This is a genomic window from Aeromonas sp. OTU364 (assembly GCF_038440395.1).
In the GTDB taxonomy this organism is placed as follows: domain Bacteria; phylum Pseudomonadota; class Gammaproteobacteria; order Enterobacterales; family Aeromonadaceae; genus Aeromonas.
Genome location: NZ_JASATR010000025.1, coordinates 25999 through 42649, shown reverse-complemented (window position 1 = coordinate 42649; position 16651 = coordinate 25999). Strand labels below are relative to the sequence as shown.

Here is a 16651-nt window from a genome sequence, read left to right as displayed (position 1 = left end):
GTCTGCGCGGAAGTTATGGCGTCAAACCATGACAAATTTATGACAACCCGCGTTATTCGGTCAGATCGTGATCGATGTCGACCACCAGATCGTCGGAGAGGGACTCCAGCGCCGTGATCAGATCGTCGAGTTCGAGCTGGGGCGGCAGGGCCACCAGGGCATGGGCATAGAAGAGCGGGGCCCCGGAGTGGGGGGCGGGCTCACACCCCGTGGTGAGGTCGGCGACGTTGATGTTGAGCTGGCGCAGTATGCTGGCCACCTCGTGGACTATGCCGGGCCTGTCGTTGCCGGTGACGCTCAGCATCAACTGGTTGGCGGGCTCGGGGCTGAGCTGGCCTTCGGCGAAGCTCACGGTGAGACCCGGCAGCATCACCAGTGCCTCGCACAGGCTGCGGTAGTGTTCGTCCGGCACGGCGACGTGCAAAATGCCGGCAAACTGCCCCGCCAGTTCGCTCATTGAGCTGGCCAGCCAGTTGCCCTGCTGCCGGGTGATGGTGTCGGCCAGGCTCTCGACGATGCCGGGCTTGTCTGCGCCGATCACGGTGACGACCAATTGCTTTTGCATCCTGCTCTCCTTGAATGGGACTGCGTGGGGTCATTGACGCCTGGCCGCGACTCTGTGCGCCGAAACGTCCATAGGCTCTAGCATTGTGCCTGCTGCGACAGGCCATATGAAGCCCGCTCCACGCAAATTTAGTGAAAAAACGCGAATGCCGGAGCGGCGTTGATTTCAGCTCTGCCTGCCGGGGTTCCCCCGTGGTAGAGTGTTGCCCCTTCGTGTTTGATGAACTGGATATGTCTTGTGAACGGGGTATGTGTTTATGAATAGCCTTGTCGTATCGGGATCCGTGTTGTTGGTGCTGCTCCTGCTGGTGATCCTCTGGCGCAGGAGCAAGAGGGGCAAGGCCGAGCCCTATGAGCTGCAGGAGACCCTGTTCAGCCCCGCCGAGCGCGCCTTCCTCGGGGTGCTGGACTTGGCGGTGGGCGACCAGGCCCGGGTCTTTGCCAAGGTCAGGGTGGCAGATGTGCTGACCCCGCAGGCGCGCCTGGGCAAGGGCAAGTGGCAACAGGCGTTCGACATGATCAGCGCCAAGCGCTTCGACTACCTGCTCTGCCACCCGACGGATCTCTCCTTCCTGTGCGCCGTGGAACTCGATGACAGCGCCCATCGCCACCAGAAGCGCAAGGTGCGGGATCTCTTCCTGAAGTCCGCCTGTGACAGCGCCGGCCTGCCGCTGCTGCAGATCCCGGCCAGCAGTCATTACCAGGTCGACGAGCTGCGCGAGCTGTTGCTGCCCCTGCTGGTCAAGACGAGCCTCCCGGTGGAGGATCTGTTGCCGGGGGAGCGCCGCGAGCCGACCTTCAACCCCTTGCTGCTCGATGGAGTGGACTTGAGTGCATCCCACCATGGGGGGCGCATGCCCAGGGCGCCACAGGCCGAGCCGCCTCAGCCTGACGAGCAGGGGCCGGTGCTGATGGACAACCCCTTCATCGGCCCGGACGAAGAGGAGGAGGAAGCCTCCGCCTCTGTGCCCCATTGCCCCCGCTGCGCGGCGCCCCTGGTGGCCCGGGAAGCGAAGAAGGGTCCCCATGCCGGCCGTCTGTTCCTGGCCTGCAGCCGTTTCCCCGAGTGTCGTTACGCCGCCCCCCAGGAGCATGCCAGACACTGATCCCCGCGCTGGCGCCGGCTGCGGCCGGCGCCTTGCCTCTCTTGCACCGCTTCCACCCCGGGCGCCTGGCCGACAGCGGCTGTCCGAGTGTGATCCCCATCCCGGTCGGACCGCGCCGAGCGCGACAAGTTTTGACAAACCGCCAGAATTTTGGCACTTTGTGCACCCTACAACACAGTGCATGGCTCATTATCATAAGCACTTAAAAAACAATAACTTGGCGTTAGGTGTGTAAGGAAAATAAATATGATGGCTATGGAGGTGTTGATCGTTGATGCCGATGAACAGCGGCGTCAGCAACTGGGGACAGTGCTCTCCTTCATGGGGATCCCCTGGCAGGAGGTGGTGGAAGCCGATCTGGACGTGGCCATCGAATCCTCCGGCCCGCTGCAAGGGATACTGACGGGCAAGCTGCTGGAGCGCTCCCTCGGCGAGCTGCTGGCCGCCTTCCCCCGCATCCCCTTCCTCTCCCTGATGCAGGCCGATCACCCCAACAGCAACTTCATCGGTGGCAGTGACGAGCCCTATACCTATGAGTCCCTGACGCGCCACCTGCACTTCTGTCAGGCCTTCATCTCCCTCCATCCCCGCCAGCAGGTGCACGACAAGGGTCAGACCCTGTTGCGACTGCTGGTGGGCAAGGGGCGGGGGATCCAGGAGGTGCGCCGCCTCATAGGCCAGGTGGCGCAGACTGACGCCAACGTGCTGATCCTGGGGGAATCCGGGACCGGCAAGGAGGTGGTGGCCCGCGCCATTCACGAGCTCTCTGCCAGAAGCTCGGGCCCCTTCGTGCCCATCAACTGCGGCGCCATTCCGGCTGAGCTCCTTGAGAGCGAGCTGTTCGGCCACGAGAAGGGGGCCTTCACCGGCGCCATCGCCGCCCGTCGCGGCCGCTTCGAGCTGGCCCAGGGGGGTACCCTGTTCCTCGACGAGATCGGCGACATGCCTATGCCGATGCAGGTCAAGCTGCTGCGGGTGCTGCAGGAGCGACTGTTCGACAGGGTCGGTGGCGGCAAGCCCATCCAGGCCGATGTGCGCATCATAGCGGCGACCCACAGGGATCTGGAGGCGATGATCCGCACCCAGGGTTTTCGCGAGGATCTCTACTATCGCCTCAACGTCTTCCCCATAGAGACGCCGCCCCTGCGCGAGCGCTGCGACGATATTCCCCTGCTTTTGCAGGAGCTGCTCAACCGCCACGGGGAGCAGCACAGGGGGATCATCCGCCTGACCCAGCGGGCCATGGAGTCCCTGATGCAGTACCCCTGGCCTGGTAACGTGCGGGAGTTGTCGAACCTCATCGAGCGGCTGCTGATCCTCTACCCGAACCAGATCATCGACGTGGCGGACTTGCCCGGTCGCTACCGTCTGCTGCCAAGCGAGCCGAGGGACGAGCGGCTCACCGAGATGGACGAGCGGGATGCCCTGGCTGCCGTGTTCCAGACGCCTCCTGCGCTGGATCCGGGCCTTGCCGCGCCGCTGCCCATGCAGCTGCCCCAGGAGGGGCTCAATCTCAAGGAGATGCTGGCGGATCTCGAGGTGGAGCTGATCCGTCAGGCGCTGGAGTCCCAGGACGGGGTGGTGGCCCGCGCCGCCGACCTGCTGAGCATGCGCCGCACCACCCTGGTGGAGAAGATGAAAAAATACGGCATGAGCAAGGACAACTGAGGTCAATGCTTTGACGGCCATAGTCAAGGTATTGATATATAAAAAATAATTTACTGGCATGGAAATTGAATAAGCTGACCCAATCGCCAGTTTGAGGTCAGCTTTATGACAATCTCGCAGCAGGACAATCCGCTCCAGTCACACGAAGTGAGTCAGCTCTATGCCATCTTCACGGCACTGCCGACCGGCGTGCTGCTGCTCGATGGGGAGGGGCGGATCACCCGCGCCAACCCGGCTGCCCTGACCCTGCTGGGAGAGCCGCTGGAGGGGCAGGCCTGGCGCCAGATCATCGCCCGCTGTTTCCAGCCCAGAGAAGACGATGGTCACGAGATCTCCCTGCGGGACGGTCGCCGGGTGCAACTCTCCACCCAGCCGCTGCCGGATCAGCCCGGCCAGCTGGTGTTCATCACGGATCTCACCGAGACCCGCCAGTTGCAGGACAGGGTCAACCACATGAAACGGTTGTCGGCCCTGGGCAACATGGCGGCCTCCCTCGCGCACCAGATCCGCACCCCCCTCTCCGCCGCCATGCTCTATGCGGCCAACCTCGCGAACCGCACCCTGAAACCGGAATCCCGCACCCAGTTTCAGCAAAAGTTGATGGCCCGGCTGCAGGATCTCGAGAAGCAGATAAACGACATACTGCTGTTTGCCCGCAACGGCGACAACCAGGTGGTGGCCCCTGTCTCGGTACAGGGGCTGCTGGCGGAGGTGCAGGCCGGTGCCGAGGCCTTCTGCCAGCAGCAGGGCTGCGCGCTGCACATGGAGGCGCCTGAGCCGGATCTCTGTCTGCTCGCCAACAGCAGCGCCCTGGCCGGTGCCATCAACAACCTGATCGCCAACGCCAGACAGGCCGGGGCCGATTCGCTCCTGGTGAGCGCGGTGCGCAGCGGCAACCGGGTGGAGATGCGGGTCCTCGACAATGGCAAGGGGATGCCTGCCCAGCTGCTCAGCCAGATCTTCGAACCCTTCTTCACCACCCGCTCCCAGGGCACGGGCCTCGGGCTTGCCGTGGTGCAATCCGTGGTGCGTGCCCATCAGGGGGAGGTCAGCGTGGCCTCGGTGCCCGGAGAAGGGACCTGTTTTACCCTGTCGTTCCCCCTGCATCAGCAAGCGGTGCAGCTTGGAGGTGTAGCATGAATCCCATCTTGTCCCTGTGGTGCAAGGCCTGCGGGCCCGTGGTTGGAGGTGTAGCATGACCCAGGCCCGTATTCTGGTGGTGGAAGACGACAACGGTCTGCGCGAGGCGCTGGTGGATACCCTGCTGCTCGGCGGTTACGAGTGCCGCGAGGTGGACAGCGGCGAGCGGGCCCTGCTGGCGCTCTCTCGCCAGCGCTTCGACATGGTGATCTCCGACATCCAGATGGGGGGCATGGATGGCCTCACCCTGCTGGCCAACATCCGCCAGCAGTATCCCCAGGTGCCTGTGCTCCTGATGACTGCCTACGCCAACATCGACGGTGCCGTGCGCGCCATGCGGGAGGGGGCCATCGACTATCTGGCCAAACCATTCTCCCCCGAGGTGCTGCTCAACCAGGTCAGCCGTTACGTGCCGGCCCAGAAGGTGGAGAAGCGCGCCGTGGTGTACGGGGATCCCAGGACTGCCGAGCTGTTCCAGCTGGCGACCCGGGTGGCCAGAAGCGAGGCCACCGTCATGGTGACAGGCCCGAGCGGGACGGGCAAAGAGGTGCTGGCTCGCTACATCCACGACAACTCCAGCCGGGCCGAGCAGGCCTTCGTCGCCATCAACTGCGCCGCCATTCCGGAGAACATGCTGGAGGCGACCCTGTTCGGCTACGAGAAAGGGGCCTTCACCGGCGCCGTGCAGGGGTGCCCGGGCAAGTTCGAGCAGGCTCAGGGTGGCACCCTGCTGCTCGACGAGATCACCGAGATGGATCTCGGCCTGCAGGCCAAGCTGCTGCGAGTATTGCAGGAGAAAGAGGTGGAGCGGCTCGGCAGCCGCAAGATGATCCCGCTGGACGTGCGGGTCATCGCCACCAGCAACCGGGATCTGAAAAAAGCGGTGCAGGACGGCCTGTTTCGCGAGGATCTCTACTACCGTCTCAACGTCTTCCCCCTGCGCTGGACCTCCCTCTGGGAGCGGCCCGGCGACATACTGCCCCTGGCGGAGCACCTGCTGGCGCTCCATGCCAGTCAGCAGGGGCTGCCGACACCGCAGCTGGCCGATGCGGCGCGCGAGCGCCTGCTGACCCACCCCTGGCCCGGCAACGTGCGCGAGCTGGACAATGTGGTGCAGCGGGCCCTGATCCTCTGCCCCGAGGGGCTCATAGGCTGCGAGCACCTGATCCTGGAGGAGACGGACGAGGAGCTGGTGCGCCCCCTCGAGCGTCTGTCGGGGGAGGGGCTCGGCGGCGAGCTCAAGCAGCAGGAGCATCAGATCATCCTGGACACCCTGCAGGAGTGCAACGGCAGTCGCAAGGAGGTGGCCGACAAGCTCGGCATCAGCCCGCGCACCCTGCGCTACAAGCTGGCCCAGATGCGTGACGCCGGCATAGAGCTGCCCGCCTAGCACCTGTTGCCGGTGTCATGGCCTTGCCGGCCCGGCTCGATTATCATGGGGCCCTCGGCATCATGAGCCTGGGCCCCGTTGTGACTGCAGACAAGAGCCTGATCGCAGACAAGGGGGAGCAGCGCCTTTACAAGGGACTCCTATGATCTCTCATCGCAAACTGGAAACCGTGCTCAACCACCTGCTCGAGCCTCACGCCATCAAGGACTACTGTCCCAACGGGCTGCAGGTGGAGGGGCGCGAGCGCATTCGCCGGGTGGTCACCGGCGTCACCGCCAGCCAGGCCCTGATCGATGCGGCCGTGGCCCAGGATGCCGATGCCATCCTGGTCCATCACGGCTACTTCTGGAGCGGGGAACCACCCCAGATCACCGGCATGAAGCAGCGCCGCCTCAAGACCCTGCTGACCCACGACATCAACCTGTTTGCCTACCACCTGCCGCTGGACGTGCACCCCGAAGTGGGCAACAACGCCCAGCTCGCCAGGCTGCTCGGCATCAAGGTGCGCCGTGGTCTCGAACCCTGGAACAGCAAGAGCGTGGCCATGGTGGGCAAGCTGGAGACACCCATGAGCGGAGCTGACTTTGCCAGACTGATTGCCGAGCGGCTCGGCCGTGAGCCGCTCCATTGCGGCGACAGCGGCCCCGAGCTCATCAGCTCAGTGGCCTGGTGCACCGGCGGCGGCCAGAGCTATATCAACCAGGCGGCGGAGCAGGGGATCGATGCCTTCATCTCCGGTGAGGCTTCAGAGCAGACCATCCACACCGCCCGCGAGATGGGGATGCACTTCTACGCCGCTGGTCACCACGCCACCGAGCGGTACGGCGTCAAGGCGCTGGGGGAGTGGCTCGCCACCGTGCACGGGCTGGAGGTGACCTTTATCGATATCGACAACCCGGTCTAAACCTGTCCACGATCTGGCTACGAAGCCGTGATCAAGGCTCATGTGCTGCTCGCTTATTGACAGTTTCTCGCTGCAGGTCGTGAACAGGTTTAAGCCTGTGCCTGTGGTGGGAAAATTCAGGAAACAAAAAGGAGGCCATCGGCCTCCTTTTTCACATTTCGACAAGACGTCAGCTTACTCGCTGGCGTGACCCGCCGGGCCGAGTTCGGCGCCATCCAAGAGGGCTGCGCCCTCCTGCATCTTGAGCCGTCCCTCGCAGAACCACTGCACCACCAGGGGGTAGATGCTGTGCTCCTGGACCTGAACCCGGGCAGCCACCTCGTCGGCACTGTCCCCTTCGAAGATGGGGACGCGAGCCTGCAGGATCACAGGGCCGCCGTCCAGCTCCTCGGTGACGAAGTGGACGCTGGCACCGTGTTCGCGCTCCCCATCGTCGATGGCGCGCTGGTGGGTGTGCAGCCCTTGGTATTTCGGCAGCAACGAGGGGTGGATGTTGATCATCCGCCCGGCGAAGTGACGCACCAGATCGGCGCTCAGGATCCGCATAAAGCCGGCCAGTACCACCAGATCCGGCTGATAGTCCGCCATCAGGGCGAGCAGGGCGACGTCATACTCCTCCCGGCTGGCAAACTGCTGTTGGGCCAGGATGGCGGTGGCCACTCCGGCTTCTTTGGCGCGAACCAGACCATAGGCATCGGCCCTGTTGCTGATGACGCCGACCACCTCACCGGCAACCTTGCCGCTGGCGCAGTGGTCGAGAATGGTCTGCAGGTTGCTGCCATTGCCGGAGATCAGCACCAGGATCCGTTTCATGGGGGAGGTCATTTTATGATGACTTGCTCTTCGCCATCGGCCGCCTTGGCGATGTGGCCTATGTGCCAGGCGTTCTCGCCTTCGGCCTTGAGCAGGGCCAGCGCCTTGTCCAGCTGATCCGCCGGCAGGGCGATGATCATGCCGACACCGCAGTTGAAGGTGCGGTACATCTCGTGACGGGTGACGTTGCCAGCCTGCTGCAGCCAGCTGAACACCGCCGGCCACTGCCAGCTCTGTTCGTCGATCACCGCCTGGGTATTGGCGGGCAGCACGCGGGGGATGTTCTCCCAGAAGCCGCCACCTGTGATGTGGGACAGGGCGTGGATCTCGCACTCCTTGATGAGCTTGAGCACCGGCTTCACATAGATGCGGGTCGGCTCCAGCAGGGCGTTGGCCAGGGTGGTGTCACCCAGCGGCTGATGCACGTCGGCCTGGGAGACTTCCAGGATCTTGCGCACCAGGGAGAAGCCGTTGGAGTGGGGGCCGCTCGCGGCCAGGGCGATCAGGGCATCCCCTTCGCCGACCTTGCTGCCGTCGATGATCTCGCTCTTCTCCACCACGCCGACGCAGAAGCCGGCGATGTCGTAGTCTTCCCCTTCATACATGCCAGGCATTTCGGCGGTCTCGCCGCCCACCAGGGCGCAGCCCGACTGCTCGCAGCCTGCACCTATGCCGGTGACCACGGCGGCGGCGGTGTCCACATCCAGCTTGCCGGTGGCATAGTAGTCGAGGAAGAACAGGGGCTCGGCGCCTTGCACGATGAGGTCATTGACGCACATGGCCACCAGATCGATGCCCACGGTATCGTGCTTCTTCAGATCGATGGCCAGACGCAGCTTGGTGCCCACACCGTCGGTACCGGAGACCAGTACCGGCTCCTTGTAGCCAGCAGGGATTTGACACAGGGCCCCAAAGCCGCCAAGACCACCAAGGACTTCAGGACGACGAGTGCGCTTTGACACGCCCTTGATACGTTCAACCAGTGCATTGCCGGCATCGATATCCACGCCAGCATCCTTGTAGCTCAGTGAGGTTTTGTCAGTCACGCGTATTCCCCGTCATATAGAGAAGTGGAGGGTAAAATTCGGGGCGTATTCTACCAGTGGGCGGGTAAAAGCAGAAAGAAAATCGTTTGCGCGTTTTTGCGCAGAAATGCTCTACAAGCCGCGGCTTTTGTTGTATGATTCCGCGATTTTTTGGCGCCGGTTCGAGGAGATAATAATGAAAGTCGTTGAAGTCAAACACCCCCTGGTCAAGCACAAGATCGGCCTGATGCGCGAAGGCGACATCAGCACCAAGCGTTTCCGTGAACTGGCCAAGGAAGTGGGCAGTCTGTTGACCTACGAAGCGACCTCTGACTTCGAAACCGAGAAAGTTACCATCGATGGCTGGAACGGGCCAGTGGAAGTTGACCAGATCAAGGGCAAGAAGGTCACCGTCGTGCCTATCCTGCGCGCCGGTCTTGGCATGATGGATGGCGTGCTCGAGCACATGCCGAGTGCCCGTGTCAGCGTGGTCGGCATCTACCGCGATGAAGAGACCCTGCAGCCGGTTCCCTATTTCGAGAAGATCGTCAGCAACATCGAAGAGCGTCTGGCCCTGGTCATCGACCCCATGCTGGCCACCGGCGGCTCCATGATTGCCACCATCGATCTGCTGAAGAAGAAAGGCTGCCAGTCCATCAAGGTGCTGGTGCTGGTTGCCGCCCCGGAAGGGATCAAGGCGCTGGAAGCCGCTCACCCCGACGTGGAGCTGTTCTGTGCCTCCATCGATCAGGGACTGAACGAGAAGGGCTACATAGTCCCGGGTCTGGGGGATGCCGGCGACAAGATCTTCGGCACCAAGTAACCCCTGACGCCATAGCCGCTCTCTCTGAGCGCAAACGGAGCCGGCACCTTGCCGGCTCCGTCGTTTATCCCGCCCTCCGGCTTGCTGCCATGCGCGCCTTGCCGCTACCATAAGCAGCATCCCCCATTTCGAGAATCTTCTTTATGCTGAAACGCTTAGCGACTCTCCTCTGCTGTCTGCCACTCATGGTGTCGGCTGCCCAGGTGACCGACCTCTATCAGGGCAAGGCGCCGACCAGCGGCGACATGACGGCCGCCCAGTCCCAGGCACTGGGGGAGGTACTCGTCAAGGTGACCGGCAGGCGCGACATCCTCACCCAGCCCGAGGTGGCCAAGGCGCTGGCGGCCCCCGGTGACTATGTGCAGCACTACGGCTATCAGGATGTGGGACCGGTCAAGTTTCTCAAGGCCGATTTCAACGTGGCCAAGGTCAATGCCCTGGTAGGCCAGAGCAAGTTCCCCCTGCTCGGGCCCGTCCGCCCGCAAATGGCACTCTGGCTGGTAATAGATGAAGGGGAGCGCCGCATACTGCCGGATCAGTCCAGCGACGGCTGGTCCGCCGCCCTGCGCGGCCAGGCCCAGGCCATGGGGTTGCCGGTCAGCATCCCGCTGATGGATCTGGACGACAACATGGCGGTCAGCGCCACCGATGTCTGGGGCCGCTTCGCCGACCCCATCCTCAAGGCGAGCGAGCGCTATGGCGCCGAGATGGTGGTGCTGGGCAAGCTGACGCCGGAAGGGGAGAAGTGGAGCATCGACTGGGGGCTCTATGGCGCCAAGCCGGGAGCTCAGGGCGGCGCAGAGCTGACCGAGCTGACCAAGGGGGCCGGCTCGGGTACCCAGGCCGAGGTGGCGCAGGGCATGGCCGATGCCCTGGCTGGCTGGCTGGTGCAACAGTACGGCACTCGCCTGTCCGGGGTCGTCTCCAGCCAGACCCTGGTGGTGGAGGGGTTGTCCGGCATCGATGGCATGATCCAGATACAGAAGATGCTGCAGGGCATGGCCAGCGTCACCAAGGTGGCGATCGGCAAGCTGGAGGGGGACAAGGTGACCTTCAACCTGTCGCTTCAGGGGGACAAGGCCGAGCTGGTAAGGGGCCTGCAACTGGAGAGTCGCCTGCACCAGATCGAAGACAACGAGAGCGGTCTGCGTTACCAGTGGTCGCAGCCCTGACGCTTTCTGCTGATCCCAACCGCCCGGCATGACCCGGGCGGTTCTCTATCTGCCGCTGCAATGATACACTTGGGCGCAAATATCACAGTCAAAGCCCAACGAGTGAAGCAACCGGCCCAACTGTCTTTAGCCGTACAATTACCGGATGATGAAACCTTCGTCAGTTTCTATCCCGGCAACAACGCCCATCTGATCACCGCCCTCAAGAATGCGGCCATCGGTCAGGGCGCTCCTTTCCTCTATTTCTGGGGAGCCAAGGGCTCCGGACGCTCCCACCTGCTGCACGCCACCTGTGCCGAGGTCAATGCCCGCGACGCCGCCGCCGCCTATCTCTCCCTCGACCAGTTCGAACAGCTGGATCCCAGCATGCTCGACGCCCTCGAAAGCCTGCCCCTGGTCTGTCTCGACAGCCTGGAAGCCATCGCCGGCAACGCCCTGTGGGAGCGGGCCCTGTTCGATTTTTACAATCGCTGGAAAGAGAAAGGCGAGGGTACCCTGGTGGTCACCGGCTGCAGCGCCCCGCGCAAGCTGGGGTTGCAACTGCCGGATCTCGCCTCTCGCCTCGATTGGGGAGTGAGTTTCCATCTCGACGAGCTCGATGATGAAGGCAAGCTCAGTGCCCTGCAGCTGCGTGCCGAGCTGCGGGGCTTCAAACTGCCCATAGACGTGGGCCGCTTCCTGCTCAACCGCTTGTCCCGCGACATGCGCACCCTGCTCACCACCCTCAATCAGCTCGATAACGCCTCCTTTCGTGCCAAGCGCAAGCTCACCATCCCCTTTGTCAAAGAGATCCTCGAGCTCTGAGCCAACGGTGATTGCCTGTCTGCGCCACATCTTTGAGTGGCGAGCAAAAAGAAACCCCGGCACCAGGCCGGGGTTTTGCTATCTCAATGTCTATCAGTGGAACTGATCTTCTTCGGTGGAACCTGTCAGCGCTGTCACTGAGGACTGGCCACCCTGGATGACGGTGGTTACCTTGTCGAAGTAACCCGTACCCACTTCCTGCTGGTGGGCCACGAAGGTGTAACCACGCTCGGCGGCGGCGAACTCCGGCTGTTGCACCATCTCGACGTAGTGCTTCATCCCTTCGCCGCGGGCGTACTGGTAGGCCAGCTCGTACATGTGGAACCACATGTTGTGGATGCCCGCGAGGGTGATGAACTGGTACTTGTAGCCCATGTCGGACAGCTCCTGCTGGAAGCGGGCGATGGTGGCATCGTCCAGGTTCTTCTTCCAGTTGAAGCTCGGGGAGCAGTTGTAGGCCAGGATCTTGTCCGGGTACTGGGCCTTGATGGCCTCGGCAAACTTACGCGCCTCGTCCAGATCCGGCTTGGCGGTCTCGCACCACACCATGTCGGCGTAAGGGGCATAGGCCAGGCCGCGGGAGATGGCCTGCTCAATACCGGCCTGCACCTTGTAGAAGCCCTCGGCGGTACGCTCACCGGTCAGGAAGCCGGCATCGTAGGGATCGGCATCCGTGGTCAGCAGGTCGGCGGCGTTGGCGTCGGTACGGGCGATCACCAGGGTGGTGGTGCCGCAGACATCCGCGGCCAGACGGGCGGCGATCAGTTTTTGCACCGCTTCCTGGCTCGGCACCAGCACCTTGCCACCCATGTGACCGCACTTCTTCACCGATGCCAGCTGATCTTCGAAGTGCACGCCGGCGGCGCCCGCTTCAATCATCCCCTTCATCAGCTCGAAGGCGTTCAGCACGCCGCCGAATCCGGCTTCCGCATCCGCGACGATCGGCAGGAAGTAGTCGATGAAACCGGCATCCTGCGGGCCCACCTTGTTGGCCCACTGGATCTGGTCGGCACGGGCGAAGGAGTTGTTGATGCGCTCCACCACGGACGGCACCGAGTTGGCCGGGTAGAGGGACTGATCCGGATACATGGTGGAGGACAAGTTGTTGTCCGCCGCCACCTGCCAGCCGGAGAGGTAGATGGCCTCTATGCCCGCCTTGGCCTGCTGCACCGCCTGGCCGCCGGTCAGGGCGCCGAGGCAGTTGACGTAGCCCTTCTTGGCGCCGCCGTGGATCAGTTCCCACAGCTTGTCGGCGCCGCGCTGGGCCAGGGTGTGTGCCGGCTGCAGGCTGCCGCGCAGGTTCACCACGTCTTCGGCGCTGTAGCCGCGTTTGATCCCTTTCCAGCGGGGGTTTTCTGCCCAGTCTTTCTCGATAGCCTGGATCTGTTGCTCACGGGTCAGTGCCATATCAGTTCCCTCTTTCATTGATTTCACGTTTCCATTGATTTGTTATGGACGAGCCCCTCCCGGGGCCCGGATTCAGAGCCGCTCGTAACCGGGCAGCGTCAGAAAATCGATCAGGGTGTCGGCGCAGGTGATCTGCTCCATCAGCTCGCTCGCCTCGGCGAAACGACCTGCCTGCCAGCGGGCCTCGCCCACCTCGGCTTTGACCACCTCCTGCTCCTCGGCCAGCATCTGGCGGAACAGCGCCTCGGTCACCACCTTGCCATTGGTGAGGCTCTTGCCGTGGCGGATCCACTGCCAGATGGAGGTACGGGAGATCTCGGCGGTGGCGGCGTCTTCCATCAGGCCGTAGATGGGCACGCAGCCGTTGCCGTTGATCCAGGCCTCCAGGTATTGCAGGGCGACCCGGATGTTGGTGCGCATGCCCGTCTCGGTGCGCTCCCCCTCGCAGGGGGCCAGCAGATCGGCGGCGGTGATGGGGGCATCCTGCTCGCGCAGTTCGCCTATCTGGTTCTTGGCACCAGCCGGGATGGCGGCGTTGAACACCGCCATGGCGGTATCGGCGAGGCCGGGGTGGGCGACCCAGGTGCCGTCGTGGCCGTTGTTGGCTTCACGCTCCTTGTCAGCCTTCACCTTGGCAAATACCTGTTCGTTCACCGCAGGATCTTTAGCCGGGATAAAGGCGGCCATGCCGCCCATGGCGAGGGCGCCGCGCTTGTGACAGGTCTTGATCAGCAGGCGCGAGTAGGCGGAGAGGAACGGCTTGTCCATGGTCACCACCTGGCGGTCCGGCAGAACACGGTCAGGGTGGTTCTTCAAGGTCTTGATGTAGCTGAAGATGTAGTCCCAGCGGCCGCAGTTCAGCGCCACTATGTGATCCTTCATCTGATAGAGCAGCTCGTCCATCTCGAACACTGCCGGCAGGGTCTCGATGAGGACGGTGGCCTTGATGGTGCCGCGGGGCAGACCGAACTTGTCCTCGGTCCAGGCGAACACTTCGCTCCACCAGCGACCTTCCAGGTGACTCTGCAGCTTGGGCACATAGAAGTAGGGGCCCGAGCCCTTGGCCAGCAGCGCCTTGTGGTTGTGCAGGAAGTAGAGGGCGAAGTCGAACAGGCCACCGGGGATGGCCTCGCCATCGAAGGTGACGTGTTTTTCCGGCAGATGCAGACCACGAACCCGGCAGATAAGCACGGCGGGATCGGGATTGAGGGTGTAAGCCTTGCCTTCCGGACTGGTGTAGGAGACGGTGCCATTGACCGCATCGCGCAGGTTGATCTGCCCCTCGATCACCTTGTTCCAGGCGGGCGCCAGTGAATCCTCGAAGTCCGCCATGAACACCTTGACGTTGGCGTTGAGGGCGTTGATCACCATCTTGCGCTCGACCGGGCCGGTGATCTCCACGCGGCGGTCCTGCAGATCGGCGGGAATGCCGCGCACTGTCCAGCTGCCTTCGCGGATGTGGGCGGTTTCGGGCAGGAAGTCCGGCAACTCGCCGCCATCGATGCGAGCTTGGCGAGCCACCCGTTGTTTCAGCAGTTCATTGCGCTGAGGAGCGAAGCGTTCCACCAGTTCGGATACCAGGGCCACCGCATCCGGCGTCAGGATCTGCGCGTAATCGGGAAGCATCTCGCCTTGGATGCGCAGACGGGTGCTGCTGATGGTCTGGGCCGGTGCCGACATAGGTTTCACTCCTTTGAAAGTTACATTTTGAACTTACTAACTACGACTAACGTCTATATCCGTTTCTCTTAAACTCCCCGTAACAGCGGGGTAACACGACTCATAAGGTGCAAAATAATGCTTGGTTCGTCAACTTGAATTTTAAAACAGGTGTTTTTGGTTGGTGTTTAAGTTGATGTTTTTAAAGTGGTTATGTGATTAGCATAAAAGCTCTACGCAGATGGTTATGCTCTCGGCCGACAAGGCTGTCAGGGGGGATGAAAGCGCCGGGTGCGGCACATCAAAAATGTAATTAATTACGTAATAAAATTACCAATGCAAAAACAAATCCCGACCTTACTCCAGGCTTTGCGAAAACAGCTGTATGAAATGCCTGCTACCAACACAGTCTGCATCTGGTATGTGACGTCATTGACAGGTGAACTGCTGTTTAAAACGAAATGGTCAAATCTTGCGAAGTGGGGGCATAGGGGGGCGAGTGGTAGAAATGACGAGCAATAACGTAGGTTTGTATCAAGGGGCGGGGGCAGGGGGGAGGGAGATGACGGGGAACGGAGTAGTGAATAACACCAATCCCTAGATGTTTATCAGCATTTTATGGTTATTTTCGTTGGCGGCTTTTTAGCCGGGTCGGGACGGGGTGCCGGACAACAAAACCGGCCTTTCATCCGCAGGGTTTGGAGAGGGGCTGGGCCAGATCCGCCTCAGTAGTCATCATCCGGCGCGGCGAGATCGATCACATCGAGATGCACTGTGCCGCCGAGGCCGGTGTCGGTGGATTCGAGATCTGAATGGGGTGAGGAGAGAAGGGGCTGATCGGGCTGAGTGTCGACTGCTTGGTTCATGGGTGCTTGCCTCAATGGATTGCAAGCCGGTTGGTGATTCCCTCACCCTGATGCCACCTCCCTGTCTGATGGCCGGCGGAAAAGTTGCGTATCCTAGCGGGACTTTATGAAAGCTTCAAGTGGTTCTGTATAAAATTCATGCCATCACCGCCTCTGTGCAAGCCACCGGGGTGAGACAAGAAGAGGACGGGCAGAAAGAAGGCAAAAAAATAGCCCAGTCGTTTGACTGGGCTATTTTCGGGGAAAATGGTCGGTGTGAGAGGATTCGAACCTCCGACCCTCTACACCCCATGCAGATGCGCTACCTGGCTGCGCTACACACCGACGGAGTCAGCTCGGCTGACGGGAAGGGAGTCTAATAGGATGATCAGAAGGGTGCAACTCCTTTTTTATCAGGGAGATGCCGATTGCTTCTTTATTGCTCAACCAAGATGCAACTTGGGCCTTGGCGGGAGTTTTGGCATAATCGCCGCCCACCTCGCCTGGTGCAGGTGGCCCTGGATCCGGGCCGAGCGGACAGGGCCGTCTTTGATGATGAATGCAGATAAATGAGAGGATCGGCCGTGGAGCCAGTACAGAAGAATGCAGCCGAGATGCAGTTCACCCAGGACGAGCGCTGGATGCGTCATGCCATGGCCCTGGCGGCCAGGGCGGAAGGGGAAACGGGTGAGATCCTGGTCGGCACTGTGCTGCTGTCCGAGGTGCGCAGGCTGCATAGCGACAGAGAGGTAAGGGCGTGACGCCATCAGAAAACAATGATCTCTTCGATCAGGCACGGCAGGACGAGCGCTGGATGCGTCATGCCATGGCCCTGGCGGCCAGGGCGGAAGGGATAGGGGAGATCCCGGTCGGTGCCGTGCTGGTGCTGGGGGACGAGGTGGTCGGCGAGGGGTGGAACCGCTCCATCAGCGCCCATGACGCCTGCGCCCATGCGGAGATCATGGCGATCCGTGCCGCCGGCATCACGCTGGAGAACTACCGGCTGCTCGACACCACCCTCTATGTGACGCTGGAGCCCTGCTGCATGTGTGCCGGTGCCCTGATCCACAGCCGGGTGAAGCGGGTGGTCTACGGGGCCCGCGATCTCAAGACGGGGGCGGCGGGCTCGGTGTTCGACATTTTGCAGGATCCGCGCCACAACCACAGGGTGGCGCTGACGGGAGGCGTGCTGGCAGAGGCCTGCTCGGCCCAGCTGTCGGACTTCTTCAAGCGGCGCCGCGCCGAGAAGAAGGCGGCCAGAGAGGCGCTGAAACAAAGTGGTGGCCCGGCCCTCTGAGGCGGGCGGGGCATCGTCTTGCCCGTCCCGGATT

At 62.4% G+C, this 16651-nt stretch carries 16 protein-coding genes and 1 tRNA gene; 10 read left to right on the top strand and 7 right to left on the bottom strand.

Annotated elements, in window-relative coordinates:
- Positions 1-52: 52 nt before the first annotated feature.
- Positions 53-565, bottom strand: coding sequence for a glycine cleavage system protein R (locus AAHB08_RS19580; protein WP_139434884.1), 513 nt, complete (start codon positions 563-565; stop codon positions 53-55).
- A 256-nt stretch (positions 566-821) separates the two neighbouring features.
- Here AAHB08_RS19580 and AAHB08_RS19575 point away from each other — a divergent pair, with 256 nt between their 5' ends.
- The 5 genes from AAHB08_RS19575 to AAHB08_RS19555 all read left to right on the top strand — a co-directional run bounded on the left by AAHB08_RS19575 (position 822) and on the right by AAHB08_RS19555 (position 6772).
- Entirely contained in the window at positions 822-1670 is an 849-nt protein-coding gene (locus AAHB08_RS19575; RefSeq protein WP_342059840.1) for a DUF2726 domain-containing protein, read from the top strand.
- Positions 1671-1916: 246 nt separating this feature from the next.
- A complete protein-coding gene (locus AAHB08_RS19570; protein ID WP_342059839.1) occupies positions 1917-3338 on the top strand; it encodes a sigma-54 dependent transcriptional regulator in 1422 nt (473 codons plus the stop codon).
- 105 nt (positions 3339-3443) lie between these two features.
- Positions 3444-4478: a sensor histidine kinase gene (locus AAHB08_RS19565; protein WP_106886368.1), complete on the top strand. Its 1035-nt coding sequence runs from the start codon at positions 3444-3446 to the stop codon at positions 4476-4478.
- Between the two features lie 55 nt (positions 4479-4533).
- Entirely contained in the window at positions 4534-5868 is a 1335-nt protein-coding gene (locus AAHB08_RS19560; RefSeq protein WP_182788439.1) for a sigma-54-dependent transcriptional regulator, read from the top strand.
- Between the two features lie 142 nt (positions 5869-6010).
- On the top strand, positions 6011-6772 hold the full coding sequence (locus AAHB08_RS19555; RefSeq protein ID WP_446699552.1) for a Nif3-like dinuclear metal center hexameric protein: 762 nt from the start codon (positions 6011-6013) through the stop codon (positions 6770-6772).
- A gap of 174 nt (positions 6773-6946) precedes the next feature.
- Here the strand turns inward: AAHB08_RS19555 and purN are convergent, their stop codons facing one another.
- Together purN and purM are read right to left on the bottom strand one after the other, a co-directional pair.
- Complete coding sequence (purN, locus tag AAHB08_RS19550) at positions 6947-7585, bottom strand: phosphoribosylglycinamide formyltransferase (protein WP_265436670.1); 639 nt, start codon at positions 7583-7585, stop codon at positions 6947-6949.
- A gap of 8 nt (positions 7586-7593) precedes the next feature.
- Complete coding sequence (gene purM / locus AAHB08_RS19545) at positions 7594-8631, bottom strand: phosphoribosylformylglycinamidine cyclo-ligase (RefSeq protein WP_182788445.1); 1038 nt, start codon at positions 8629-8631, stop codon at positions 7594-7596.
- Positions 8632-8806: 175 nt separating this feature from the next.
- Between purM and upp the strand changes: the two genes are divergently transcribed.
- The 3 genes from upp (at position 8807) to hda (ending at position 11409) form a co-directional block, all read left to right on the top strand.
- Positions 8807-9433: a uracil phosphoribosyltransferase gene (upp, locus tag AAHB08_RS19540; protein ID WP_005302745.1), complete on the top strand. Its 627-nt coding sequence runs from the start codon at positions 8807-8809 to the stop codon at positions 9431-9433.
- Positions 9434-9576: 143 nt separating this feature from the next.
- Positions 9577-10605, top strand: coding sequence for a DUF2066 domain-containing protein (locus AAHB08_RS19535; RefSeq protein WP_247626565.1), 1029 nt, complete (start codon positions 9577-9579; stop codon positions 10603-10605).
- Between the two features lie 102 nt (positions 10606-10707).
- Positions 10708-11409, top strand: coding sequence for a DnaA inactivator Hda (hda, locus tag AAHB08_RS19530; protein ID WP_162519142.1), 702 nt, complete (start codon positions 10708-10710; stop codon positions 11407-11409).
- 93 nt (positions 11410-11502) lie between these two features.
- Here the strand turns inward: hda and aceA are convergent, their stop codons facing one another.
- From aceA to AAHB08_RS19510, 4 genes are all read right to left on the bottom strand, one after another.
- On the bottom strand, positions 11503-12816 hold the full coding sequence (gene aceA, locus AAHB08_RS19525; protein ID WP_025327517.1) for an isocitrate lyase: 1314 nt from the start codon (positions 12814-12816) through the stop codon (positions 11503-11505).
- Between the two features lie 72 nt (positions 12817-12888).
- Positions 12889-14496: a malate synthase A gene (gene aceB / locus AAHB08_RS19520; RefSeq protein ID WP_342059838.1), complete on the bottom strand. Its 1608-nt coding sequence runs from the start codon at positions 14494-14496 to the stop codon at positions 12889-12891.
- Between the two features lie 704 nt (positions 14497-15200).
- Positions 15201-15341: a hypothetical protein gene (locus AAHB08_RS19515; RefSeq protein WP_163153711.1), complete on the bottom strand. Its 141-nt coding sequence runs from the start codon at positions 15339-15341 to the stop codon at positions 15201-15203.
- Positions 15342-15588: 247 nt separating this feature from the next.
- Positions 15589-15665 (bottom strand) — tRNA-Pro (locus AAHB08_RS19510).
- A 239-nt stretch (positions 15666-15904) separates the two neighbouring features.
- Between AAHB08_RS19510 and AAHB08_RS19505 the strand changes: the two genes are divergently transcribed.
- Together AAHB08_RS19505 and tadA are read left to right on the top strand one after the other, a co-directional pair.
- Positions 15905-16081, top strand: coding sequence for a hypothetical protein (locus AAHB08_RS19505; protein ID WP_342059837.1), 177 nt, complete (start codon positions 15905-15907; stop codon positions 16079-16081).
- Positions 16078-16617 carry a tRNA adenosine(34) deaminase TadA gene (tadA, locus tag AAHB08_RS19500; RefSeq protein WP_342059836.1) on the top strand — a complete coding sequence of 180 codons (540 nt, stop codon included), beginning with the start codon at positions 16078-16080 and terminating at the stop codon, positions 16615-16617. The genes AAHB08_RS19505 and tadA overlap by 4 nt, the downstream gene beginning before the upstream one ends.
- Positions 16618-16651: the final 34 nt, after the last annotated feature.